At 68.5% G+C, this 25,031-nt stretch carries 19 protein-coding genes and 1 pseudogene; 12 read left to right on the top strand and 8 right to left on the bottom strand.

Annotated elements, in window-relative coordinates:
- The first annotated feature begins 86 nt into the window (after positions 1-86).
- Positions 87-1,055 (top strand): IS30 family transposase, encoded by a 969-nt coding sequence (locus AVL48_RS21430; RefSeq protein WP_156515773.1) that lies wholly within the window; start codon positions 87-89, stop codon positions 1,053-1,055.
- Between the two features lie 556 nt (positions 1,056-1,611).
- Here AVL48_RS21430 and AVL48_RS21425 read toward each other — a convergent pair.
- From AVL48_RS21425 to AVL48_RS21405, 5 genes and pseudogenes are all read right to left on the bottom strand, one after another.
- Positions 1,612-3,471 carry an ArnT family glycosyltransferase gene (locus tag AVL48_RS21425; RefSeq protein WP_061988903.1) on the bottom strand — a complete coding sequence of 620 codons (1,860 nt, stop codon included), beginning with the start codon at positions 3,469-3,471 and terminating at the stop codon, positions 1,612-1,614.
- A 4-nt stretch (positions 3,472-3,475) separates the two neighbouring features.
- The gene (locus AVL48_RS21420; protein ID WP_061988956.1) at positions 3,476-4,735 is read right to left on the bottom strand and encodes a bifunctional glycosyltransferase family 2/GtrA family protein; all 1,260 of its coding nucleotides are present in this window, start codon (positions 4,733-4,735) and stop codon (positions 3,476-3,478) included.
- Between the two features lie 74 nt (positions 4,736-4,809).
- On the bottom strand, positions 4,810-6,717 hold the full coding sequence (locus AVL48_RS21415) for an ArnT family glycosyltransferase (RefSeq protein WP_082857719.1): 1,908 nt from the start codon (positions 6,715-6,717) through the stop codon (positions 4,810-4,812).
- A 4-nt stretch (positions 6,718-6,721) separates the two neighbouring features.
- A pseudogene (locus AVL48_RS21410) lies at positions 6,722-8,261 on the bottom strand (sensor histidine kinase).
- Between the two features lie 296 nt (positions 8,262-8,557).
- On the bottom strand, positions 8,558-10,579 hold the full coding sequence (locus AVL48_RS21405; protein ID WP_061988959.1) for a fatty acid desaturase: 2,022 nt from the start codon (positions 10,577-10,579) through the stop codon (positions 8,558-8,560).
- 463 nt (positions 10,580-11,042) lie between these two features.
- On the opposite strand from AVL48_RS21405, the gene tig reads away from it, so the two are divergent.
- The 6 genes from tig (at position 11,043) to AVL48_RS21375 (ending at position 16,971) form a co-directional block, all read left to right on the top strand.
- The gene (tig, locus tag AVL48_RS21400; protein WP_061988905.1) at positions 11,043-12,413 is read left to right on the top strand and encodes a trigger factor; all 1,371 of its coding nucleotides are present in this window, start codon (positions 11,043-11,045) and stop codon (positions 12,411-12,413) included.
- Between the two features lie 206 nt (positions 12,414-12,619).
- Complete coding sequence (locus AVL48_RS21395) at positions 12,620-13,222, top strand: ClpP family protease (protein WP_037310765.1); 603 nt, start codon at positions 12,620-12,622, stop codon at positions 13,220-13,222.
- Between the two features lie 27 nt (positions 13,223-13,249).
- On the top strand, positions 13,250-13,921 hold the full coding sequence (locus AVL48_RS21390; RefSeq protein WP_061988906.1) for an ATP-dependent Clp protease proteolytic subunit: 672 nt from the start codon (positions 13,250-13,252) through the stop codon (positions 13,919-13,921).
- Between the two features lie 260 nt (positions 13,922-14,181).
- Positions 14,182-15,477, top strand: a complete 1,296-nt coding sequence (clpX, locus tag AVL48_RS21385; protein WP_061988908.1) for an ATP-dependent Clp protease ATP-binding subunit ClpX — start codon at positions 14,182-14,184, stop codon at positions 15,475-15,477.
- A gap of 118 nt (positions 15,478-15,595) precedes the next feature.
- Positions 15,596-15,976, top strand: a complete 381-nt coding sequence (locus AVL48_RS21380; protein ID WP_061988910.1) for a hypothetical protein — start codon at positions 15,596-15,598, stop codon at positions 15,974-15,976.
- Between the two features lie 104 nt (positions 15,977-16,080).
- Complete coding sequence (locus AVL48_RS21375) at positions 16,081-16,971, top strand: sensor histidine kinase (RefSeq protein ID WP_061988912.1); 891 nt, start codon at positions 16,081-16,083, stop codon at positions 16,969-16,971.
- Positions 16,972-17,062: 91 nt separating this feature from the next.
- On the opposite strand, the gene AVL48_RS21370 is transcribed toward AVL48_RS21375, so the two are convergent.
- Both AVL48_RS21370 and AVL48_RS21365 read right to left on the bottom strand, forming a co-directional pair.
- Complete coding sequence (locus tag AVL48_RS21370; RefSeq protein WP_061988914.1) at positions 17,063-18,001, bottom strand: alpha/beta hydrolase; 939 nt, start codon at positions 17,999-18,001, stop codon at positions 17,063-17,065.
- Between the two features lie 96 nt (positions 18,002-18,097).
- Entirely contained in the window at positions 18,098-18,796 is a 699-nt protein-coding gene (locus AVL48_RS21365; protein ID WP_061988916.1) for a TetR/AcrR family transcriptional regulator, read from the bottom strand.
- A gap of 73 nt (positions 18,797-18,869) precedes the next feature.
- Between AVL48_RS21365 and AVL48_RS21360 the strand changes: the two genes are divergently transcribed.
- On the top strand, positions 18,870-20,309 hold the full coding sequence (locus tag AVL48_RS21360) for a carotenoid oxygenase family protein (RefSeq protein WP_061988917.1): 1,440 nt from the start codon (positions 18,870-18,872) through the stop codon (positions 20,307-20,309).
- A 2-nt stretch (positions 20,310-20,311) separates the two neighbouring features.
- On the opposite strand, the gene fdhD is transcribed toward AVL48_RS21360, so the two are convergent.
- The gene (gene fdhD / locus AVL48_RS21355) at positions 20,312-21,142 is read right to left on the bottom strand and encodes a formate dehydrogenase accessory sulfurtransferase FdhD (protein WP_061988919.1); all 831 of its coding nucleotides are present in this window, start codon (positions 21,140-21,142) and stop codon (positions 20,312-20,314) included.
- A 102-nt stretch (positions 21,143-21,244) separates the two neighbouring features.
- Here fdhD and AVL48_RS21350 point away from each other — a divergent pair, with 102 nt between their 5' ends.
- From AVL48_RS21350 to AVL48_RS21340, 4 genes are read left to right on the top strand one after another with little or no spacing between them, the layout of a single operon-like run.
- Complete coding sequence (locus tag AVL48_RS21350; protein WP_061988921.1) at positions 21,245-22,606, top strand: L-lactate MFS transporter; 1,362 nt, start codon at positions 21,245-21,247, stop codon at positions 22,604-22,606.
- Positions 22,603-22,731: an MFS transporter small subunit gene (locus AVL48_RS40580; protein WP_279626671.1), complete on the top strand. Its 129-nt coding sequence runs from the start codon at positions 22,603-22,605 to the stop codon at positions 22,729-22,731. Before AVL48_RS21350 ends, AVL48_RS40580 begins: the two co-directional genes overlap by 4 nt.
- A gap of 19 nt (positions 22,732-22,750) precedes the next feature.
- Positions 22,751-23,509, top strand: coding sequence for an SDR family NAD(P)-dependent oxidoreductase (locus AVL48_RS21345; RefSeq protein WP_208616293.1), 759 nt, complete (start codon positions 22,751-22,753; stop codon positions 23,507-23,509).
- A 48-nt stretch (positions 23,510-23,557) separates the two neighbouring features.
- Complete coding sequence (locus tag AVL48_RS21340) at positions 23,558-24,964, top strand: LCP family protein (protein WP_061988923.1); 1,407 nt, start codon at positions 23,558-23,560, stop codon at positions 24,962-24,964.
- Positions 24,965-25,031 lie beyond the last annotated feature (67 nt).

Below are 25,031 nucleotides of genomic sequence, written 5' to 3'. Positions count from 1 at the left end.
CTTGGCTTCAGATGGTCAGTGCACCGGCGGGGGGATAATGATCGTTCTGGGTAGCGAAGGGGTGTTCCGTGTCGCGTGGTGTTCCGTTGCGGTCGGTGGAGCGCGAGTTGATCGCGCTCGGGTTGAGGCAGGGGAAGTCGTTTCGGGAGATCGGGGCTTGGATTGGGCGGGATCATTCGGTGGTGTCCCGCGAGGTTGATCGAAACGGTGGGCGGGAGAAATATTCGCCGTTGGTCGCGCAGCGCCGGGCTGATCGTCTGCGGAAGCGCCCGAAGGTACGCAAGGTGCTGAAATCGCCGTTTCTGACTCGCGTGGTGCATGAGGGGCTGCGGAAGAAGTGGTCGCCGATGCAGATCGCGTACAGGTTGCGGCTCGACCATCCGATGGATCATTCTCGCTGGGTGTCACATGAAGCGATTTACCAGGCGTTGTTCGTGCAGGCGAAGGGGACGTTGCGGGCGGAGGTGGCCGATGGGTTACGCCAAGGCAGGATCAAGCGACGGGCCCGGTCTCGAGGGGCGGAACTGCGGGGCAAGATCAAGGACATGGTCCTGATCAGCGAGCGGCCGGCCGAGGCCGAGGACCGTGCCGTGCCTGGATTCTGGGAAGGCGATCTGATCGTCGGCGCGAACAATCAATCGCAGATCGCGACTTTGGTCGAACGACGCACTCGATTCGTCATGCTGGTGCGCATTCCTCACGATCGCACGGCCGAGAATGTGGCCCCACGGCTGGCCGCCAAGATGACCACCTTGCCTGACGTTTTCAAGAACAGCGTCACCTGGGACCAGGGTGGCGAGATGGGCGGCCACAGGAAGTTCACCATGGCCACCGGAATGCCGGTGTATTTTTGCGATCCCCGCTCACCGTGGCAACGCGGCAGCAACGAGAACACCAATGGATTGCTGCGCCAGTACCTGCCTAAAGGAACCGACCTATCCGGGTATTCACAGGACGAACTCGATGCCATCGCAGACGAACTCAACGACCGGCCGCGGCAGACGCTGGGCTGGCTTAAGCCGATCGAAGCGTTCAGCAAAGTGTTGCTAGACTAGAGGTGGTGCACTCACCAGTTGAAACCACCGATAATACCAAAAACTGGTCGAACCTGTGTTCGTAATTTTATGCAACAATGAACCGTGTACATTAAACCCTGAAGGGTAATTTCGTCAGGTGGGTCGGTTATTGTGCGTGAAACTGACATCCCGTGCTCGGCCCTGGTCATGGCGATCTCGATCCGGCCCACTACTACACAAGGCCGACCGCGGCACCATGGTTCGGATCGCACTGCCTTCCGGCAGACGCACTTCGCACTGCAAACGCAAAGCCGGAACTCCTCGGCGCAACCACGGGAACCGCATTTAGTCGACTGAATGCGGAAGTCGTCGCAGATGCCGGCGAACGACAACGGCAGTTGGTGGATCCGGTCCCGCCATGTCGTTCCGCTCAACAGGTCGTGCACGGTGTCCGCCGAAGTACAGCTCCACGTCACCGGCGCGGACGAGGGCCTTTCGGCGCGTTCCAGCAGTGTCCCGAGTTGGTCGGGGCGCACGAGATCCCAGCGGTACGGCCGATTCACGCCGTCCAGGTTCCCGCGCGCTCCGACCATTGTCAGGAGATCAGCTTGTACACCGTCTGTTCGCCGATCGTGGTTGCGGTGAAGTTCGCGGCGACCCATTCGGAGATTTCGTCCGACCCGCCGCCGGGACCGGCGCCTCGGCCGCCCTCGACGTAGTAGCCGATCTCACCGTTCGCCACGTACTGCTGGAACTCCGCCAGGGTCGGCGCCGGGTCCTGGCCGCTCCAGCCGCCGATGCCGATCACCGCCTTCCCGCTCGCGAGTTCCAGGCTCGCGGCCCCTTGCGAGCTCGTCGTCGCCGCTGCCCATTTCGTCGTGGTCGCGGCGAGCAGGGTGGCGAGCTCCGCCGAGGAGCCCTCTTCCAGGTCCATCCGGCCCATCCCCGTGGCGTCGCTCGTGACCGGGCCGGACAGCGGGATCGAGCCGGAATGTGCCTGTGAGGCGGTTTCGATGGCGTATGCGGTGGTGCCGAGGCCGACCGTCAGCACGGCCATCACCGCGACGACGGCGACGAGTTTGCGCATCGGCGGAACACCGACGAGCACGATCGTCGCGGTCACCAGACCCAGCCCGGCGATGACCCAGCGCAGCGCGGGCAGCCAGTCGGGGTTGCGGTCCAGCAGGATCCAGGCCCAGACGGCGCCGGCCGCGATCATCAGCGACAGGAACACCCGCGGCGCGAGATACGCCCGTCCGCGCCACAGCGAGGTCCCGGAGACCGCCACCACGGCGGCGATCGAAGGCGCCAGCGCGACGGCGTAGTACGGGTGCACGATGCCGCTCATGTAGCTGAACACCAGTGAGGTGACGAGCAGCCAGCCGCCCCACACGATCAGCGCGGCCCGGGTCTTGTCGGTCCTCGCGGCCCGCCGGGTGAACCACAGTCCCGCGACCAGGCCGATCAGCGCGGCGGGCAGCAGCCACGACACCTCACCGCCGAAGCTGGCGCCGAACATCCGGGTCAGGCCGCTCTCGCCGCCGAAGCCGACGTTCCCGCCGCCCGTGCTGCCGCTCACGACGCCGCCCGGACCACCGACCATGACGCCGCCGCCCATACCGAAGATCCGCCCGAGACCGTTGTAGCCCAGCGCCAGTTCGAGCAGGCTGTCGTCGGACGAACCACCGATGTACGGCCGTGAATCGGTCGGCCACAGATCGACCAGTGCGATGAACCAGCCCGCGGAGACGATCACCGAGACGACCGCCGCGAACAAGTGGAGCATCCGCTTGCCCAGCGAGGCAGGCGCGGCGATCAGGTACGCGAGTCCGAAGGCGGGCAGCACCAGGAACGCCTGCATCATCTTCGTCAGAAAGCCGAATCCGACGGCGGCACCGGCGAACGCCAGCCAGCGCGGGCTCGCCTTCTCGATCGCGCGGACCGTGCAGTAGCCGCCGACGATCAGCAGCAGGGTCAGCAGCGCGTCGGGGTTGTTGAACTTGAACATGAGCGCGGCGACCGGCGTCACGGCGAGCGCCGCACCGGCGAACAGGCCGGCGACCGGTCCGGAGGTCCGCTTCACCGTCAGGTACAGCAGGCCCACCGAGGCGACGCCCATCAGTGCCTGCGGGGCCAGCACGGTGAAACTGGAAAAGCCGAAGAGCCGTGCGAACGCCGTCGTGACCCAGAGCGCGGCCGGGGGTTTGTCGACGGTCAGCACATTGCCCGAGTCGAGGGAGCCGAACAGCCACGCCTTCCAGTCCTGGGTGCCGGATTGGACCGCGGCGGCGTAGAACGAGTTGCCGTAACCGGAGGCCGTCAGGTTCCAGAAGTACAGCAGCGCCGTCGCGGCGAGCAGGCCGAAAACGGCGGGGCGGACCCAACGGTCCGGTGGCTTCGCGGCGGTTTCCTCGACGGGTCCGGGTTCCGCCCGGGAAGCGAGCGCGGTGGTCATGGGTTCAGTTCTCCATCTCGGTGGCGGGCTGACGGCGGGAGCGGAACACCCAGCCGCGCAGCAGAAGGAAACGCAGCACGATGGCCGCGAGGTTCGCGAGGACGAGCGCGGTGATCTCGAGTGGCAGTCCCGGCGTCGTCATCGTGTGCAGCAGCGCCAGCACGCCGCTGGTGAGCCCGAGTCCGAGGCCGAACACGATGAGGCCCTGGAATTGGTGCAGTCCGGCGCCTTCCCGGCCGCGGATGCCGAAGGTCACCCGCCGGTTCAGCGCGGTGTTGCCGATCGCGGTCACCAGCAGCGCGACGAGGTTCGCCGCCTGCGCGCCGGTGAACGTCCGCAGCAGCAGGAAAAGCACGAGGTACGCGACGGTGCTGGCGACGCCGACGGCCGCGAACCGCACCAGCTGCCGTACCAGGCTCGGTGCCACTCCCGGCGCCTGGACCTGGATCGGCGCGCGGCCGAGTTGCTCCCGCAGGCCGCTGACCGGGATCTCGCCGGTGAGGGTCGCCTTGGTCAGCCGCGCGATGCCTTTGAGGTCGGCGGTCGCCGTGGCGACGATGTTCACCGACGAGTCCGGGTCGTCGACCCAGTCGACCGGGACCTCGTGGATCCGCAGCCCCGCTTTCTGCGCCAGCACGAGCAGTTCGGTGTCGAAGAACCAGCCGGTGTCCCGCACGTGGGGGAGCAGCCGCTCGGCGACGTCGGCGCGGATCGCCTTGAACCCGCATTGCGCGTCGCTGAACTTCGCCGCCAGCGTGCCGCGGAGGATCAGGTTGTAGCAGCGGGAAATGAACTCCCGCTTCGGTCCGCGCACCACCCGTGCGCCGCGGGCAAGCCTGCTGCCGATGGCGAGGTCGGAATGCCCGGACAGCAGCGGCGCGATGAGCGGGCCGAGCGCGGCCAGATCGGTCGAGAGGTCGACATCCATGTAGGCGAGCACCGGAGCGTCCGAAGTGGACCAAACGGCGCGAAGCGCGCGTCCACGGCCCTTTTCCTCCAGATGCTGGACTTCCACGTCGTCGAACTCGCGACTCAGCCGCGTCGCGACATGGAGGGTGCCGTCCGTGCTGGCGTTGTCCGCGACGGTGATCCGGAACGGGTACGGGAACTGTTCGACGAGGTGAGCGCGGAGGCGGCGGACGCACGGTTCGAGGTCGGTCTCCTCGTTGTAGACCGGGATGACGACGTCGAGCACGGCGGAGCCGGTCGGGGTGATGGCGGGGCGGCGGCCGGTGCCGGCGCCGGAGAGGATCGCGGCTGTCATGGCTTCAATCTCGGGGATCGCGCTGAGGCCGGGTTGTGTCCCGCCTGTGCCGTCGCTGTGTTCCGGCACGGAATTCACCGGCTCAGGTCGTAGACGGTAACACCGTCCACAGTGGTCGGCGGGTAATTTTCCGCGACCCAGTCGGCGATGCGCTGGGCGGCGTCGCTGCCGGTCTCGCCGCGCATCATCATGCCGTCACCGAGGAAGTAGTGTATCCGTCCACTTCGGACATACTCCTGGAACTGTTCCAGGGTGGGCGCGGGATCCGTGCCGTTGAAACCGCCGACGGCCAGCACGGGCGCCCCGCTGCCGAGCTGGTAGCCCGCCGCGTTGTTGGAGCCCACCGTCGCGGCCGTCCAGGTGTGGTTCGCGCTGTCCTTCCGAAGAAGTGCGGCGAGGTTTTCGCCGGGCAGGCTCGTCCCGAGCAGGCCGCCGCCCGCTCCACCGCGTCCGACCGGCCCGCCCGCCCCGCCGATGACGATCCCGTCACCACCCGGCCCCATACCGTGTCCGGTGTCCGGGCCCGCCGAGGGCAACGCGCCGGAATGCGGGGTGGCCGCGGTGGCGACCGTGTACGCGCCGGTGCCCGCGAGAACGGTCACCAGCGCGCCGACGGCGACCAGGCGCCTCACGGCATCAGGCAGCCGCGAAGCGACGAAGACCAGGATCGCGAACAGGAGCCCGGCCACGAGGATCGCGATCGCCAGTCCCGGCAACCACGTGGAATGCCGTGACAGCAGGAGATACGCGGTCAGTGCGGTCAATCCGATCCCGGCGCTCAAGGTGCCCGCCGCGGCTGGATTGCCTCGCGCGCGCCATAACTGCGCGCCCGCGATCCCGACGAGCGCCGCGATCGCGGGGGCGAGCGCGATCGTGTAGTACGCGTGGATGATGCCGCTCATGTAGCTGAACACCACGGCGGTCGTCACGAACCAGCCGCCCCACAGGATCAGCGCCGCCCGGCCGCGGTCGGTGCGCGGGGCATGGCGGGTGAACCACAGTCCGGCGGCCAGCGCGACGACGGCGGCCGGGAGCAGCCAGGCGATCCCGCCTGCCATCTCGGTGCCGAACAACCGGTCCCAGCCGGTGCCGCCCCAGCCGCCGTTCCCCCCACCACCGACGCTGCCGACCTCGTCGCCGGTGATGCGGCCGAACCCGTTGTAGCCGAAAGCGAGTTCCCACAGGCTGTTCCGCTGCGAGCCGCCGATGTACGGCCGGTCATCGGCAGGCCACAACGCGACGACGGCGAGATACCAGCCCGACGCGACGATCGTCGCGGTCAAAGCACCGGACAGGTGCAGCAGGCGGCGCCGGGCCGATGTCGGCGCGGCGATCAGGTAGGCGAGCCCGAACGCGGGCAGCACCAGGAACGCCTGCAGCATCTTGGCGAGGAAACCGAATCCGACGGTGACCCCGGCCAGCACCAGCCAGCGGGGGCTCGCGTTCTCCAGCGCGCGGACGACGCAGTAGGCGCCCGCGATCAGAAGCAGCACGAGCAGCGCGTCGGGGTTGTTGAACCGGAACATCAGCGCGGCGGCCGGGGTGAGCGCGAGGACGGCGCCCGCCAGCAGGCCGGCGGCCGGACCGGACGTCCGCCGCACCGTGGCGTACAGCAGCGCCACCGAGCCGACGCCCATCAGCGCCTGCGGCACGAGGATGCTCCACGCGCTGACGCCGAACAGGCGCGCGGAAAGGCTCATCACCCACAACGCGGCCGGTGTCTTGTCGACCGTGATCGCGTTCGCGGCGTCGCTCGAGCCGAAGAACAACGCCTTCCAGCTCAGCGATCCGGCCTGTGCCGCCGCCGAGTAGAAGGCGTTGGCCCAGCCGGATTCGCCGAGCTTCCAGAGGTAGAGGACGGCCGTGGCGAGCAAGAGCACGGCGATGGAGGGCCGGACCCAGCGTGGATCGGACGGCTTGTCCGCCGTGGCGGCGTCTTCGGTGTCTTCGTCGGCGGCGTCGCGGGAGGCGAGGAGGGTCATGGCCTCAGGGTCGGATGCCGACCTGGGGTGTGGTTGTGCCGGAGCTGTGTACCCGCTGTGGGGATTCGATCACCGGCAGGCACACGGCGAACTCCGTGCGTCCCGGACGGCTGCGCACCTCGATGGTGCCGTGGTGGGCCACCACGATCGCCGACGCGATCGTCAACCCGAGTCCGGTGCCGCCCGCCGTGCGCGAGCGGCTGGAGTCCCCGCGCGCGAAGCGTTCGAAGACACTCGGCAGCAGCTCCGGCGCGATGCCGGGGCCGTCGTCGGTCACGGTCAGCACCGCGGTCCCGCCGGGGGAGCGGCTCAGCGTGGTGCGCACCCTGGTACCCGGCGGGGTATGCGTGCGCGCGTTGGACAGCAGGTTCGCCAGCACCTGGTGCAGGTGCTGGACGTCGCCGCGGACGGTCAGCGGTCCGTCCGGCAGCCGCAGTTCCCAGCGATGAGCCGGGCCCGCGACGTGCGCGTCGCCGACGGCGTCCGCGGTCAGCCGGGTGAGGTCGGCGAGGCCCGCTTCAAGCGGCCGTCCGGCGTCGAGTCTCGCCAGCAGCAGGAGGTCCTCGACCAGCGTCGTCATGCGGGCGGCCTCGGCTTGGATGCGGGACATCGACCGCGCCACCTCCGGCGGCACCAGCGCACTCCCGCGGCCGGCGAGTTCCGCGTAGCCGCGGATCGCCGCGAGCGGGGTGCGGAGTTCGTGACTCGCGTCCGCGACGAAGCGGCGGACGCGGGTTTCGCTGGCCTGCCTGGCTTCCAGCGCCTGGAAGACATGCCCGAGCATGAGATTCAGCGCCGAACCGACCTGGCCGACCTCGGTGCGCGGATCGGTGTCGGTTTCGGGCACCCGCACGGAAAGCGCGACCTGGCCGCGGTCGAGCCGCATCGCCGACACGCGGCCCGCGGTCGCCGCGACCCGTTCGAGCGGCCGCAGGGTGCGCCGGATCGCGACCGCGCCGAGGAACCCCCGCGCCGACGACGCCGGCCGCCGCCACCCCGAACAGGATCCAGCCGACGGTCGTCAAGGTGTCCTGCACCGGTTCGAGCGGAAGGCCGGTGACGACGACCCCGCCGGGAATCGAGACGGCCCGCACCCGGTAGTCACCGAGGCCGCCGAGCACCAGGGTCGTCGGTGGCCGGTCGGCGGGCAAGGAGCGCAGCCCGGCCTCCTGCTCGGCCGAGAGGCTCTGCGGAAGTCCTTGTACCGAAAGCACTCCGGCATAGATGACCCGGTCGCCGGTGAAGCGCACGCTCAGCGTTCCCGACGCCTGCCCGGGCGCGTTGAGCGGATCAGGCCCCGGGCCGGGCAGGCCGTCCGGCGGCTGGTTCGCGTAGTCGTGGGCGCGGGCCGACGCGGCCGAGAGCCGGCCGTCGATCTGACCGAGGAGGAACGACCGCAGCGCGATCTCGCTGACGACGCCGATCACCAGGCAGACGAAGGTGAGCAGCAGCACCATCGAGCCGGTCAGCTTGGCGCGCAGGGAAAGCCGCCCGGGCCGGGACCACCGGCGCGGGCCGGTGGAGGAGACCGATCCGGCTGCCATGCCCCCGAGCGTGCGCCGTGGTCGTATGCGCGCGGTGTGTCCCACCTGTGAGCCCGCTGTGCCACCGGATGAGTGCCAAGTGGGGTTCTATTGACTGCAACCCAGTAGCGAAAGCCTCCTTCGCTACCTTCAGGCGTTGCGCGCGGGAAGTACATGATGGCCCCCTTCCTTGCGCCTGGCGCAAGGAAGGGGGCCATCATGTACTTCGGGAAGGGTCGCGTGAAGGGATCCTTCGTGCGCCGCCGTGGTGACTTGGTGGTGCTGCCGAGGGGGGACCCTGGATCTCCCAAAACCCCTCACGGCCGGTCGTAGTCCACGCTCAGTTCGGGCGACGTCGCCACCGCGCGGCAGGTCAGGATCCGGCCCGCCGCGACCTCGTCGTCCCCGAGGGCGTAGTGCACGTCCATCCCCGCGCTGCCGCGTACCACCGATGCCCGGCACGTCCCGCAAGCCCCACCGACACACGCGTACGGCGCGTCGACCCCGTGCCGCAACGCGGCGCTGAGCACCGTTTCGCCCACGGTCGCGGGAATTTCGACGGTCTTCCCGCCGGCGGTCACCATCAGCATCGAACCCGGCCGCCGTGAGGGACGCACGGGAAGCGCGCCCTGGAAGAGTTCGAAGTGGACGTTCTCCTCAGGGACGTCCTTGTCGGCCAGCGTCCGGCGGGCCATGTCGACCAGTTCGCGCGGGCCACACAGGAACCACTCGTCCACCTTCGCCGGGTGCAGCCGCGCCTGGAGCAGCGCGCGGAGCCGGGTGCTGTCGAGACGGCCGCGCTGGTAGCGCTCGTGCGAGATCGCGAGTGCTTCGCCGACGGCGTCGAACGGCTTCTCGACGCGGTGCGTGCGCAGATCCGGGTCACGCTCGTCGGTGCGGTAGTGCACGACGTGCAACCGTCCGCCAAGCCGCGCCGCGAGGTCGCCGAGTTCGGTGGCGAACATCGTGCTGGCGCCGGAGGTGTTGACGTAGAGGAGGGTCGCCCGGCTGTGCGGCTCGTTCAGCAGGGTCGCGGTCAGGATCGACAGGATCGGTGTGATCCCGCTGCCGGCGGCGAGCGCGACGTACCGGCCGGTGCGGCCCTGTTCCGCGGGTAGCGTGAACATGCCGTGCGGGGGGAGGACGTCCAGCACGTCGCCCGCCTCCAGCTCGGTGGTGGCGAACGTCGAGAACGCGCCGCCGAGCTGATGCTTGATCGCGATCCGCAGTACTCCGGATTCCGGCGTCGAGCAGATCGAGTACGCGCGCCGGACCTCTTCGCCGTCGACCTCCGCGCGGACGACGAGATGCTGGCCGGGGGTGAACCGGAAGGTCTCCCGCAGCGGTTCGGGCACGTCGAACGTCACGGTGACGGCGCCTTCGCACAGCGGCCGCACCTCGGCGACCCGCAGCGCGTGGAACCGGCTCGGCCGCCGGGGCGGGGGCTGGGCAATGGCCGGCTCTTCGGTGAACGCGCCGGTCAGCTGACGCCATTCGCGGTACTCCGACGACGTCAGCTCGCGGCCCCAGGCTGTCGCGATCGGGACGTCCCTGGCGAGGTAGGCGTCGCGGTTGTCCTTCCACGTCCGCAGGTACCGGTAGAACGGGATCGCCGGATGGAGATGGTGCACCAGGTGGTAGTTCTGGCACAGCATGATCGGCGTCATCAGCCATTCGAGCCCGACGCGGACGCGGGTGGCGCCGAACCGGTTCTGCCGCCGCGCGCCGAGGTCGTGATGCGGGAGCCAGTCGAACCACCAGGCCAGCACGGCCAGCCCGACGCGTTGCGGGATCAGGTAGATCACCAGCAGCTCCCAGCCGTGGCCGGTCGCGGTCAGCCAGGTGAACACCGCGAGGCTCAGCGCGACGACGGCGGCGGTCTCGATCCGTTCCGACGGCGGCCGCGTGCGTTGCCGCGCCACATAGAAGCGGGCGTACCAGAAATCGATGGTCAGCCACCGCAGCGGCAACTGCCACCAGGGGCCGTGCGCGGTCCACGCGTCGGGATCGGTGTGCGCGTCCTCGTTGGTGTTGCGGTGGTGCTCCAGATGGATGTAGCGCACCAGGGGAAAGGAGCCGTAGGTCGCCACGAACGGCATGGCGAGCCTGCCGAGCAGTTCGTTGACCCAGGTGAGCTGTCCCGCCGCGTGATGCGTCGACTCGTGCAGCACGGTGAACATCGTGAAGGTGACCAGCGCGTGCAGGGGGATGGTCACCGACAGCGGCGCGGCCTCGTTCACCACCAGCCAGGTGGCGCCCGCCCAGACCATGGCCCCGCCGGTGAAGAGCAGGACGGTCGGCACCGAGACCAGCGGAAGCGGGATCCGCGGCGTGGGCACCCCACGCCGCGCCGGTCTCGCCGGGAGGTCCCCCGTGTCCTCGGACCGGGTAGCGGTGACGGTCATCGATCGGTCCCCTCGGTCGATGGCTACCGGGACAAGCTGTCACACCGTAGACAATTAGTACTGGTTTGTAAACTTCTACGACCTGCTGAAACGTCCCGTGGAAGCGCCCGATGGTGGAGCGTGCCCGCATTCGTGTCCAGGAAAGGGCCGCTTCGTAACAGAGAAGAACCGAAACTGATCCGATCGGGTGGTCCACGGCCGGTTCGGCGGACGGCGGCCGAAACCTGTGATGGGCGCGGGCCGAGGGGTCCGACGGCGCTGGGGCGGCCCCGGACCCGGGCCGACGATCCGCGGGGCCTAGACTCGGACAGCCCGGTCTGCAAGGCGACCAGGGGACATCCGCTGTGCACCACATGCGGATGCTCAATCACATCGTTTACCGCTCGAGGAGAATACGTTGAAGAGCACCGTCGAGCAGCTCAGCCCGACGCGAGTCAAGATCAATGTCGAGGTGCCGTTCGACGAGCTCAAGCCGAACTTCGACCGCGCCTACCGCAAGATCGCCCAGCAGGTGCGCATTCCCGGCTTCCGTCCGGGCAAGGCGCCGGCTCGCGTGCTGGAAAGCCGGATCGGGCGAGCCCCGGTGCTCGACGAGGTCGTCAACGAGGTCATTCCGGCCAAGTACATGGAAGCCGTGCGCGCGGGCGAGGTCCGCACGCTGGGCCAGCCCGAGTTCGAGGTGACCAAGCTCGAGGACCGTGAGGTGCTCGAGTTCACCGCCGAGGTCGACGTCCGCCCGGAGATCTCGCTGCCCGACCTCGAAGGCTTCTCGGTCAGCGTCGACGACGTCGAACTGACCGACGCCGAGGTCGACGAGCAGCTCGACGAGCTGCGCGCCCGCTTCGGCACCCTGACCGGTGTCGAGCGCGCGGCCGAGAACGGCGACTTCGTCTCGATCGACCTCGCGGCCACCGTCGACGGCCAGGAGGTCGAGGAGGCTTCGACCACCGGGCTGTCCTACGAGATCGGCTCCGGCCAGCTCGTCGACGGCATCGACGAGGCGATCATCGGCGCGAACGCGGGCGAGACCAAGACCTTCACCACGAAGCTGGTCGCCGGCGAGCACGCGGGCAAGGACGCCGAGGTCACCGTCACCGTGCAGACCATCAAGCAGCGTGAGCTGCCGGAGGCGGACGACGAGTTCGCCCAGATGGCGAGCGAGTTCGACACGATCGACGAGCTGAAGGCCGACCTTCGCGAGCGGCTCGGCCGCGTCAAGAAGATGCAGCAGGGCGTTCAGGCCCGTGACAAGGTCCTCGAGGAACTGCTCGAGCGCACCGAGGTCGCGATCCCGGAGAAGGTCCTCGAGGCCGAGATCGAGAATCGCAAGCACGACGCGATCCACCCGTTCGACCACGACGAGGCGCAGTTCGCCCAGGCTCTCGAAGCCGAAGGCCGCACCCTCGAAGAGTTCGACACCGAGGTTCGCCAGGAGTCGGAGAAGGCGGTTCGCACCCAGCTCCTGCTGGACAGCATCGCCGACGCCGAGCAGACGTCGGTCAACGACGGCGAGCTCACCGAGCGGATCATCTACCAGGCGCAGCGCTTCGGCGTCAGCCCGGACGAATACGTCCAGCGGGCGCAGCAGTCCGGTCAGCTGACCGCCATCTACGCCGACGTCCGCCGCGGCAAGGCGCTGGCCTCGGTGGTCCGCAAGACCACCGTGACCGACGCCTCCGGCGCCGAGGTCGACCTCGAAGAGCTCTTCGGCCCCGCAGAAGAGGAGACGCAGGTCACCGACGAGACCGCGAAGACTGCGGCCGAGTAGGGAATACCCGGTCTTCGTGAAAAGGACCGTAAAGCTGTAAGCGAACTTGGGCGGTGTCAGGCATTCTGCACCGCCCAAGTTCGTTAGGGTCGGTTGCAAGATCTTCAGCATCTGGAGACGGCAACAGCATCTGGACACGCAGCATCTGGACACAACAGCGGCGGCGAGGCACGGCCACGCCGCCGTCGGCGAAAAGGCAGGCAGACGTGACGCAGCACACGCCCGAGGCGCGGACCGGTACCGCAGGGCTCAACCTCACCGACTCGGTCTTCGAGCGGTTGCTCCAGGAACGCATCGTCGTCCTCGGCTCCGAGGTCAACGACGAGGTCGCGAACCGGATCACCGCCCAGTTGTTGCTGCTCGACGCAGACGACTCCGAGTCGGACATCCGCTTCTACATCAACTCGCCCGGTGGCTCGGTCACCGCGGGTTTCGCGATCTACGACACCATGCAGCTGATCCGCCCGGACGTCGCGACCTACGCGATGGGCCTGGCCGCGTCGATGGGGCAGTTCCTGCTGTCCTCCGGCACGCCCGGCAAGCGGTACGCGCTGCAGCACGCGCGCATCCTGATGCACCAGCCCTCGGCGGGCGTCGGCGGTACCGCCTCCGACATCGCCATCCAGGCCGAGGTGTTCGGCAAGTGGAAGCAGGAGCTGGCGAAGATCACGGCCGAGCAGACCGGTCAGACGGTCGAGCAGATCGTCAAGGACGGCGACCGCGACCGCTGGTTCACCGCGCAGGAGGCGAAGGACTACGGCTTCGTCGACCAGGTCCTCACGCGCGAGAACCCGCTTCCCAACCGCTGATCCGCGCCGGCACACAGGAGAATTTCAATGAGCAACTTCCAGCTTCCGATCGGGTCGCAGGGGCCTGGGCCGCAGTCGCGGCTCCAACTGCCGCAGTCGCGGTACGTCCTGCCCTCCTATGTCGAGCGCACCAGCTACGGCATCAAGGAGTCGAACCCGTACAACAAGCTGTACGAAGAGCGTCAGATCATGCTCGGCGTGCAGATCGACGACGCGTCGGCGAACGACGTGATGGTCCAGCTGCTGCACCTCGAGCACGAGGACCCGGACCGCGACATCATGATCCTGATCAACTCGCCCGGTGGCTCGTTCACCGCGCTGATGGCGATCTACGACACGATGCAGTACGTCCGCCCCGACATCGTCACCATGTGCATCGGGCAGGCCGCTTCGGCTGCCGCTGTGCTGCTGGCGGCCGGTACCCCCGGCAAGCGGTTCACGCTGCCGAACTCGCGCGTGCTGATCCACCAGCCCGCCACCGAGGGCACCTACGGCCAGGTGTCGGACCTGGAGATCCAGGCCAACGAGATCCAGCGGGTGCGCCGCCAGATGGAGGTCATCCTGGCCAAGCACACGAACAAGGACGCCGACGATGTCAAGAAGGACATCGAGCGCGACAAGATCCTGACGGCCGATGAGGCCAAGGCGTACGGGATCGTCGACGAGGTGCTCGAATACCGGAAGGCTTCGAACAGCTGATCGTGGACGGGACCGGTGCGTGTCGGGAGACGACACGCACCGGATCCCTGGTCTAAGGTCAGCTTCTGGCGTGCTCAGATGTGACGTTGGTTCTCCCGCCGACGGCATCGGGCGGGTACCGTCAGTGGCGATGAGTGAGGCTCCGAGCGGTCATCCGTGACCGGGGCGGTACGAGAGTCAGGCGCAACAGTGCAGGCGCACCAGCGCAGGCGTGCAGTTCAGGCGTGAAGAGTGCGCCGGAGGGGACGAGGTCAACGGCCATGGCACGGATCGGTGACGGCGGCGACCTGCTGAAATGTTCTTTCTGCGGCAAGAGCCAAAAGCAGGTGAAGAAGCTCATTGCCGGCCCTGGGGTCTACATCTGCGATGAGTGCATCGATCTCTGCAACGAGATCATCGAGGAAGAACTGGCCGAGGCCGGTGAGGTCAAGCTCGACGAGCTGCCCAAACCCGCCGAGATCCACGAATTCCTCGAGCAGTACATCATCGGCCAGGACGACGCGAAGCGTTCGCTGGCCGTCGCGGTGTACAACCACTACAAGCGCGTGCAGTCCGACGACAAGGCCGGGCCGAAGGATTCCAAGGACGAGACCGTCGAACTGGCGAAGTCCAACATCCTCATGCTCGGGCCGACGGGCTGCGGCAAGACTTACCTGGCGCAGACGCTGGCGAAAATGCTGAACGTCCCGTTCGCGATCGCGGACGCCACGGCGCTCACCGAAGCCGGTTACGTGGGCGAGGACGTCGAGAACATCCTCCTCAAGCTGATCCAGGCGGCGGATTACGACGTCAAGCGGGCCGAGACGGGCATCATCTACATCGACGAGGTCGACAAGATCGCCCGGAAGTCGGAGAACCCGTCGATCACCCGCGACGTGTCCGGTGAGGGCGTGCAGCAGGCGCTGCTGAAGATCCTCGAGGGCACCACCGCCTCGGTGCCGCCGCAGGGCGGCCGCAAACACCCGCACCAGGAGTTCATCCAGATCGACACGACGAACGTGCTGTTCATCGTGGCCGGTGCGTTCGCCGGGCTGGAGAAGATCATCAACGAGCGGGTCGGCAAGCGCGGCCTCGGTTTCGGCGCGGAGATCCGCACCAAGGCCGAGATCGACGAGAGCGACATCTTCTCCGACACGATGCCGGAGGACCTGATCAAGTTCGGGTTGATCCCGGAGTTCATCGGGCGGCTCCCGGTCGTGGCCACGGTGACCCACCTGGACAAGGAATCGCTGGTCAGCATCCTGACCACGCCCCGGAACGCGCTGGTGAAGCAGTACAAGAAGCTCTTCGAGATGGACAACGTCGAGCTGGAGTTCACCAAGAACGCGCTCGAGGCCATCGCCGACCAGGCCGTGCTTCGCGGCACCGGCGCCCGCGGCCTGCGCGCGATCATGGAAGAGGTCCTGCAGCCGGTCATGTACGACATCCCCAGCCGCGACGACGTCGCGAAGGTCGTCATCACCGAGCAGACCGTCCGCGAGAACGTGAACCCGACGATCGTGGCGCGTCAGCCGTCCCGTCGTCGCAGTAGCGAGCGCGGCGAGAAGTCCGCCTGAGGCGGAGCCTCCGCACGACGCGCTGTCGTCATCGATGCCCCGGCCGGAGCTTTCCGGCCGGGGCATCGTTTTTCCGGTCGCGTCCGGTCGGGGACGCCGACCGGGATAGGATGCGAGGGTGCCGCTGACTTCCACGAAGGACGAGAACGAGGCTCCCGAGCTGGCAGCCGCGAGTCCGCGCGAGGTCAGGGGACTCACCGAACTCACCGAACGCATCGTCATCGGGGCCTATCGCGGGCACCCGTGGATCCCGCGCGCGCTGACGATCACGCTGGGCGTGCTGGTGGCGACCTGCCTGGTGGCCGGCGTCGTCCGGTTGTCGCCGCTGCCGCTGATCCCGCTGCCGTTCTTCGCCGTATCGGGCTATGCCCTGATCCGGATCAAGGCCGCCCGGAGCGGGGAGACGAACCGTGTGCTCGTCGCCTGGACGGGCTTGTTCGCCGCTGCGACGCTCGCCGGATTCTGGTTGATTTCAATGGCGGGACGCTGGCTCGGCTGATCGGCCCGGCCCGTTTTCGGATTTCCCTCCGTTGGGAGGGTTTCAAGACCTTTCGAACGGGGTAAGACGAGTCAGTGACACTCACCGCGGGACCCTTCTCGCATGTGGGTTTGCTCTACTCCGGTGACTCCGAGTACTTGGACGGTACGGTTCCGTACATCCTCGAGGGGCTCAAGCTCGACGAGCCCGTCGCGGTAGCCGTTCCGGGCCCCAACCTGACCCTCATCGAAGAGGCGTTGGGTGACGCGGCCGCCGAAGTCGAACTCATCGACATGACCCAAGCAGGCCGCAATCCGGGCCGCATCCTTCCCGGCGTGCTCCTGGCCTTCGCCGACACCCGGCCGGGGCCGGTCCGGATCATCGGCGAACCGATCTGGGCCGGGCGGTCGGCCGTCGAATACCCGGCGTGCGCCCAGCACGAAGCGCTGATCAACTTCGCTTTCGGCGACCGTGAGCTCAGCATCCTGTGCCCGTACGACCGGAACCGGCTCGACGACGACGTCTTGGCCGACGCCCGACGGACCCATCCGATCCTCTCCGGTACCGAGGGGGATCGTCCGAGCGAGGACTACGCCCCCGACGCGGTCGTCGACAAGTACAACCTGCCGCTGCCCGAGCCGCGGCGGGCCGACACGTTCCGGTTCGACCTCGGCAGGCTCTCCGCGGTGCGCCACTTCGTGCAGATCTGTGCCGAGGAGAACGGACTCGGACCGGGCCGGGTGGAGGATCTCGTGCTCGCCGTGGCGGAGCTGTCCGCCAACAGCGTGCTGCACGGTTCGGGCCACGGTGTCGTCCGCGTCTGGAGCGACGGGGATTACCTGCTCTGCGAGGTCATCGACGAAGGCACGCTGAGCGACCCGCTGGCGGGCAGGCGGCCCGCCACACCGGGGCAGATCGGCGGCCGCGGCCTGGTGCTGGTGAACGAGGTCGCCGATCTGGTCCGGCAGTACCGCAGACCGGGCTCCACCGTCACGAGGATCTTCTTCCGCGTCTGACCGTGGTTCACCAGTCGCACGGCGGCCACGCATATTGCCCAAGTCGGACACTTACCTGCCAAAAGTGTCCTGTGTGGACAGACCCCTGAGCCTAGCTCTTCGGCACGTGTTTGCCGAGGAACGCGATCAGGCTCGGCACGACCGTGCGGTTGAAGGCGTCGCCGTGCTTGCCGCGCGCGGTGTGCGCGACCACGGGCCGCGCTTCGGAGATGAACTTCCGCACCCCGCCGATGAACGGGTCCTCGGTGCCGCACCAGATCCCGGTCGGCACCTTCTTGGTGATGTCGATGTGGCGCAGCGGGTCCAGCGAGTTCCAGTCGGCGGCGTCCCGGAACGCGCGCCGTTTGCTCATCTCCGCCCACGACGTGATCAGCGCGGGCGCGAGCGCCGCGACCGCGGCGGGCGGGCGACGGCGTTCCAGCCGGCGGCGGGTGTAGAGCAGCGCGCCGAAGCCTCCCATCGACAGTCCGGTGGCGGCGAACGGCAGGCCGTCCCGGCCGCCGAGGCCGCGGGCCGCCAGCCAGCGGGGGACCTCTTCGAGCAGCATCGCCATCGGGTTGTCACCGGGCTGGTTCTCGTGCCAGTAGTGGTCCCCGCCGTCGACCGCGACGAACCCGAACGGGGGCACCGCCTTGCGGGCGACCTCGCTGCCGAGTTGTTTGAGCAGCCCGGTGGGGGCCGCGTGCCGGGCGGTGCCGTGGAGGCCGTGCAGCATCAGCGACATCGGCAGGCCCTTGGGCGGCGCCTTGGTCGGCAGCATCAGCACGAGATCGACTTCACGGCCGCGGGCTTCGGAGTAAACGCGTTCGACACGGGGGCTGCCCAGTTGGGTCGCCGGAGTCGGCGAAGCGACGCCGAGTGCCCGCTGGAGCGCTTCGCTGAACGGCAGGGCTCCGCTGGCCGTCCCGGCGGCGAGACCCGCGACCCCGAGACCGGAGGCGCCGGCGATCAGGACGGAACGACGGCTCAGCCACCGTCGGGCGTCCCGCACCCCCGGCAGCGTGGCCTGACCCTGGTCGTCGTCGTTCACCCGTCCCCGTTCCCCGTTGTTCTTCTACCAGGTCAGACGTGCGCTTCCGCTCGAAGGTTGCACGTGTCGCCGACCTGTGACCGGGGTATCGCCGGATCAGGTGCCGTCGTTTCCTTCTTTCGCGCGCCATGACTCGATCGAGACCTGCGCGGACCTGGTCGCCGCTTCGAGGGTGTCGCCGAGGCCCACCCCGAGCGTGACCGCCAGCGGCACGAGGATGTGGTCCACACCATGGTCGTCGGTGCCGAAATGACCGGCGACCTCCAGGGTGATGTACCCGTGCAGGGCACTCCAGAGCTGCGCGGCGACGGCGAACTCCGGAGCGGGACGGAACCGGCCGGCCTCGATCACCCGGGACGCGGCGCGGAGAAGGTAGTTGAAGGCCTTGATGCCTTCCTCGCCGAGGTGCTTCCGGGTCTCCTCGTCGGTCATGTCGCCCAGCGCCGCCTTCTGCCCGTTCGGCTGGCTTTGGCCGAAGGTCACCGCGTACAGCTGCGGGTTCTCCACCACGGTCCGCCGGTACGCCAAGGCCAGCGTGAGGATGTCCGCCACCGGGTCGTCGGTCTCGTGGAGCTTGGCCAGATTCGCCGAAAGCCGCCGGAATCCCTCGCGGGCGACCTCGTCCACCAGCGCGCCCATCCCGCCGAAGTGGGTGTACACGGCCATGGTCGACGCGCCGATTTCGGCCGCGAGCTTGCGGGCTTGGAGCGCCTCCGGGCCACCGTGCGAGAGCAGCCGGATGGCCGCTTCGATCAGTTTGGCCTTGACCTCGGTGGCGGCGGGCTTCGGGGGCATGCTTGCCAGTATTCCATAACCCTGTTATAAATGGCTGCATAACCGCGTTATATCCGTCGCTAGGGGGCACGTGATGGGCAACAAGTTCCTCGAAGGCAACTTCGCCCCGGTCAACCGGGAGCACACGATCACCGAACTGGCGGTCACCGGGCACGTCCCGGAGTACCTCGACGGCCGGTACCTGCGGAACGGGCCGAACCCGCTGTCCGAAGTGGACCCGGCGACCTATCACTGGTTCACGGGCGACGGGATGGTGCACGGCGTCCGGCTGCGCGACGGGCGCGCCGAGTGGTACCGCAACCGCTGGGTCCGCACCCCCGGAATGTCCGCGAGACTCGGCGAGCGATGGGCGGGCGGGCCGGCTGCCGGGATCTCCTCCCTCGGTGCCAACACCAGCGTGATCGGCCATGCCGGCAAGACCCTCGCGCTGATCGAGGGCGGCGTCACCAGCTTCGAACTGACCGACGAACTCGACACCGTCGGCGCCTGCGACTTCGACGGCACCCTGCCCGGCGGCTACACCGCCCACCCCAAACGCGACCCGGAGACCGGCGAACTGCACGCCGTGTCCTACTTCTTCGGCTGGGGCAACAAGGTCCAGTACTCGGTGATCGACGCCGAGGGCCACGCGCGGCGCAAGGTCGACATCGAGGTCACCGGATCACCGATGATGCACGACTTCTCCCTGACCGAGAAGTACGTCGTCTTCTACGACCTGCCGGTCACCTTCGAGGTCGAAGAGGCCGTCGCCGCGTCCGTCCCGTCGTTCCTGCGGACCCCGGCCCGGCTGGTGATGTCCGCGCTCTTGGGCAAGGTGAAGGTGCCGGACCCCGTGACCGCGAGGCTGCGCCAGCGCATCCGGGGCAACGCGGACTTCCCGTACCGGTGGAACCCGAAGTACCCGGCGCGGATCGGTGTCATGCCGAGGGAGGGCGGCAACGGCGACGTCCGCTGGTTCGAGGTCGAGCCGTGCTACGTGTTCCATCCGATGAACGCCTACGACGACGGCGACAGCGTCGTGCTCGACATCGTCCGGCATCCCAAGATGTTCGACAGCGAACTGCGCGGGCCCGCCGAAGGACCGCCGACCCTGGATCGCTGGACCGTCGACCTGAACGTGGGCAAGGTGATCGAGGAACGCCTCGACGACCAGGGGCAGGAGTTCCCGCGCGTGGACGAGCGGCTGGTCGGACGTCCGCACCGGTTCGGTTACTCGGTGTCCACAGGGGACGGATCGGCGTCCTCCGGCGCACTGCTGAAGCACGACCTGGGGAAGCGGTCGGTCCAGCGCCGGGAATTCGGCGACGGCGCCCAGGTCGGGGAGTTCGTCTTCGTACCGTCCTCTGTGGACGCCGCCGAAGACGACGGCGTGCTGATGGGGTTCGTCTACGACGCCGCGACGCGGAAGAGCGATCTCACGATCCTGGACGCGGAAACCCTGGAGACCGTCGGCGCCGTGCACCTGCCCGACCGGGTGCCGAACGGCTTCCACGGCAACTGGGTGGGCGCCTGAAGTCAGCCGAGCCCGAGCACGCGGTGCTCGCCGGTGTAGAGGTTCATGCTGTCGTCCCGCAGGAAACCGATGAGGGTCATGCCGTTCTCCTCGGCCAGTTCGGCGGCCAGCGACGACGGCGCGGAAACGGCCGCGAGCAGGCCGATCCCGGCCATGGCCGCCTTCTGCACCAGTTCGAACGAGGCGCGGCCGGACACCAGCAGACCGGTGTCCCCCGCGGGGATCCGGCCTTCCTGCAACGCCCACCCGAGCACCTTGTCGACGGCGTTGTGCCTGCCGACGTCCTCCCGGACGACGGCGAGGTTCCCCTCGGTGTCGAACAGGGCGGCCGCGTGCAGCCCGCCGGTGCTGGCGAAGACCTTCTGCTGGGTGCGCAGCGTGTCGGGGAGCTTGGACAGGACGTCGGTGCTCACGGCGAACTCGGACTTCCCCGGGGAAAACCGGCTTCGCAGCTTCACCGCGTCGAGCGCGGCCTTCCCGCAGACGCCGCACGATGACGTCGTGTAGAAGTTGCGCTCGACCCCGGTCTCCGGCGGGGCGACACCCTCGGCCAGCGCGACGTCCAGCACGTTGTAGGTGTTGCGGCCCTGATCGTCGACGCCGTCGCAATACCGGGCGACCGCCACGTCCTCGCGGGAGGCGAGCACGCCCTCGGACAACAGGAACCCGTGCGCCAATTCGACGTCGTTGCCGGGTGTCCGCATGGTGACCGCGAGTGCCTTGCCGCCGACCCGGATCTCCAGCGGCTCTTCGGCCGCCAGCGCGTCGGGCCGTCGCACGTCACGGTTCGCGGAGATCTTCCGCACCGGACGGCGCACCGTCACCCTGCCCACTTGTCCACCCTTCTGGCCGGTTCATTCCACACCTGGCTACTGCAACGTCGGGAATTAAGTAATACATTCCCACTGCACATCCCCAGAGTACGGAGGCGCCGGATGGCTGTCGGCTTCCTGGACCGTTCCCGCATCGTCGCGCCACCCGGCTGGAGCCGCTGGCTGGTGCCGCCCGCCGCGCTGGCGGTCCATCTGTCCATCGGGCAGGCGTACGCGTGGAGCGTCTTCAAACCCCCGCTGGAGAAGACCCTCGGTCTCACCGGCACGCAGAGCGCGCTCCCGTTCCAGCTCGGCATCGTGATGCTCGGGCTCTCGGCGGCCTTCGGCGGGACGCTGGTCGAGCGCAACGGTCCACGCTGGGCGATGTTCGTCTCGATGGTCTGCTTCAGCTCCGGCTTCCTGCTCTCCGCGCTCGGCGTGGCGACGTCGCAGTACTGGCTCGTCGTCCTCGGCTGGGGCGGGATCGGCGGCATCGGGCTCGGGATCGGCTACATCTCGCCGGTGTCGACGCTGATCAAGTGGTTCCCGGACCGCCCGGGGATGGCCACCGGGATCGCGATCATGGGCTTCGGTGGCGGCGCGCTGATCGCCTCCCCGTGGTCGGCGCAGATGCTGGGCGCGGCGCCGTGGTCGATCGGGACGGTCGCGACCGCGTTCCTGGTGCACGGCCTGGTCTACGCCGTCTTCATGAGTCTCGGGATCCTGCTGGTCCGGGTGCCCGCCGACGACTGGAAGCCCCAGGGCTGGGAGCCGAAGACCGAGCACGGCAACGCGATGATCACCACCGCGAACGTGTCGGCGCGCAACGCCATCAGGACACCGCAGTTCTGGTGTCTCTGGGTGGTCCTGTGCTTCAACGTGACCGCGGGGATCGGCATCCTGGAGAAGGCGTCGCCGATGATCGCGGACTTCTTCCGCGAGACCCCGACCCCGGTCGGCACCGCGGCCGCGGCCGGGTTCGTCGCCCTGCTCTCGCTGACCAACATGCTCGGCCGGTTCGTCTGGTCGTCCACTTCGGACCTGGTGGGGCGCAAGAACATCTACCGGCTCTACCTCGGCGCCGGCGCCCTGCTGTACCTCGTGATCGCGTTGACCACCAACGCCTCGAAGCTCGTGTTCGTCCTGTGCGCCATGCTGATCCTGTCCTTCTACGGCGGCGGTTTCGCGACCGTCCCGGCGTACCTGAAGGATCTTTTCGGCACCTATCAGGTGGGGGCGATCCACGGCAGGCTGCTGACCGCGTGGTCGATGGCCGGGGTGCTCGGGCCGCTCATCGTCAACGCCATCGCCGACAGCCAGCAGGCGGCGGGCAAGGTCGGCCCCGACCTCTACACGACGTCGTTGTTCATCATGATCGGCCTGCTGGTCGTCGGCTTCGTGGCCAACGAACTGGTGCGGCCGGTGAACCCGAAGTTCCACGAGCCCGGCTCGACCGGCGCGGCCGTGAGGAGTGAGACCCGATGACCGAACAGGCTCCCGAGCGCCGCCGCGCCGGCCTGATGGTGCTGGCGTGGCTGTGGGTGGCGCTCCCGTTCGCCTACGGCGTCTACGAACTGTTCCGGAAGGTGGTCCAGCTCTTCGGTGGCTGACCCGCGTAGGGTTCGGCCCGTGGGTGTACTGGTGACCGGGGCGTCGCGTGGCATCGGCCGGGCGATCGCCCGTGCTTTCGCGGAACAGGGCGAGCGTGTCGTCGTCCACTACGCCGGCAACCGGGAGGACGCCGAGCGGACCTTCGGTGGCCTTCCGGGCGATGGCCACGGGCTCATACGGGGCGACCTCGCGGATCCCGAGGTGGCGCAACGGATCGCGGACGAGGCCGAATCCCTTGTGGACGGAGTCGACGTGCTGGTGAACAACGCCGCCGTCGCGACGTCGCCCGCGACGGCCCATCCGGTCGCCGAAGTGTCCTATGCGGACTGGCAGCGGATCTGGCGGCGAACGGTCGAGGTCAACCTGCTCGGCACCGCGAACGTGACCTATTGCGTCGCGCGGCACATGATCGCGCGCGGCGCTCCCGGCCGGGTCGTCAACATCGGGTCGCGGGGCGCCTTCAAGGGCGAGCCCGACCATCCGGCGTACGGGGCGAGCAAGGCCGCGCTGCACTCGCTCGGGCAGTCGCTCGCGGTGTCCCTCGCCCCGCACGGCATCGCCGTGACCTCGGTCGCGCCCGGGTTCACCGCCACCGACCGGGTCGCCGGCCGTCTCGAAGGCGAGAGCGGCGAGGCCCTGCGCGGGCAGAGCCCGTTCGGCCGGGTCGGGACGCCGGAGGAGGTCGCGGCCGCGGTGCGCTACCTCGCTTCCGCCGAGGCCACCTGGGCTTCGGGGGCGATCCTCGACCTGAACGGGGCCTCGCATCTGCGGATGTGAAGTGGATCACTTGTGCAGCATCGGCGGCCTCTCGTGCGTCCTAGGAATGTGCACAAGCTGGGGAAGGTCCTCGTCGCCGCGCTCGCGGTGGCCATTTTCGGTGGGACCGCGTACGGATACACGACGATGAGCTCGCTGGACGGTGTCACCCGCGAGGACCTCATCGATTCCCCGGAACCAGGGGAGCGGCCCGCCGACGGTTCGCTGGACATTCTGCTGGTCGGCCGCGATTCGCGGACCGACGCCCAGGGCAACCCGCTGTCGCCGGAGATCCTGCGCGAGCTGCGGACCGGCGCGAACGGCGACGACCTGACCGACACGCTCATCGTGCTGCGCATCCCCAACGGGCAACAGGCGGTGAAGGCCTTCTCCATCCCGCGCGACTCCTGGGTCGCGCAACCGGGCGAGAAGGACAAGAGCAAGATCAACGAGATCTTCGGCCGGACCAAGTTCGCCGTGGCGGGCGAACTGCGCAAGCAGGGCAAAACCGACAAGGCCGAGATCGACAAGCAGGCGATCACCGCCGCGCGGAAGGCGACCCTGAAGGCGGTCGAGGAGCTCGCCGGGCTCAAGATCGACCACTTCGCCGAGGTCAACCTGCTGAGCTTCTACGAGATCAGCAAGGCCGTCGGCGGGGTCGAGGTGTGCCTGAACAAGGCCACCAAGGACCGTGATTCCGGCGCGGACTTCCCCGCCGGACGGCAGACGATCCAGGGCGCCGACGCGCTCGCCTTCGTCCGCCAGCGCAAGAACCTGCCCCGCAGCGACCTCGACCGCGTGCGCCGTCAGCAGGTGTTCCTCGCCGGACTGGCGAAGCAGGTGCTGTCGGGCGGGACGCTGGCGAATCCCGCCCGGGTCTCCGAACTGATCGACGCGGTGAAGCGGTCGGTCATCCTCGACGGTTCGTGGGATCTGCTCGACTTCGTACGGCAGATGCGCGGTGTCTCCGGCGGCGGCATCGCGTTCGAGACGATCCCGGTGGTCAACCCCGACTACCGCTACGACCCGAGGCACCCCACGTGGACCGCCGTGCAGGTGGATCCCGCCCAGGTGCGTGCCTTCGCCGCCTCGCTGATCGGCGCCCCGCCCGCCGCCACCTCGCAGGCACCCGCCGGGCCCACGGTCGACGTCGTCAACGCCAGCGGCAAGGACGGCCTCGCCGCCCGCGTCGCGGATGTGGTGGGGGAGAAGGGGTTCACCAGGGGGGACACCAAGGCCGAGGCCGGGCGCCGCACTTCCGTCGTCCGGTTCAGCGACGCGTCCGGTCCCGCCGCGGAGATCGCGAAGCTGCTCGGCGGACTGGACGTCCAGAAAGCCGATTCGGTCGCGGCAGGCCATGTCGAGGTCGTGCTGGGCCAGGTCTACAAAGGACCGGGTTCGTCCTCGGGCGGCGGGGGAGCGCCCGGTCAGGGCGACCAGCCGATCACCCCCGACACCGCGGGATGTATCGACTGAGGGTCATTCCCCGGGTGGGATCTCGCCGTTCTTGGCGACCGGAAGGCCCAGCTGAACCGGCTCGGTG

This window comes from Amycolatopsis regifaucium, assembly GCF_001613935.1.
GTDB lineage: Bacteria > Actinomycetota > Actinomycetes > Mycobacteriales > Pseudonocardiaceae > Amycolatopsis > Amycolatopsis regifaucium.
This window is presented reverse-complemented; position numbering and strand designations above follow the sequence as displayed.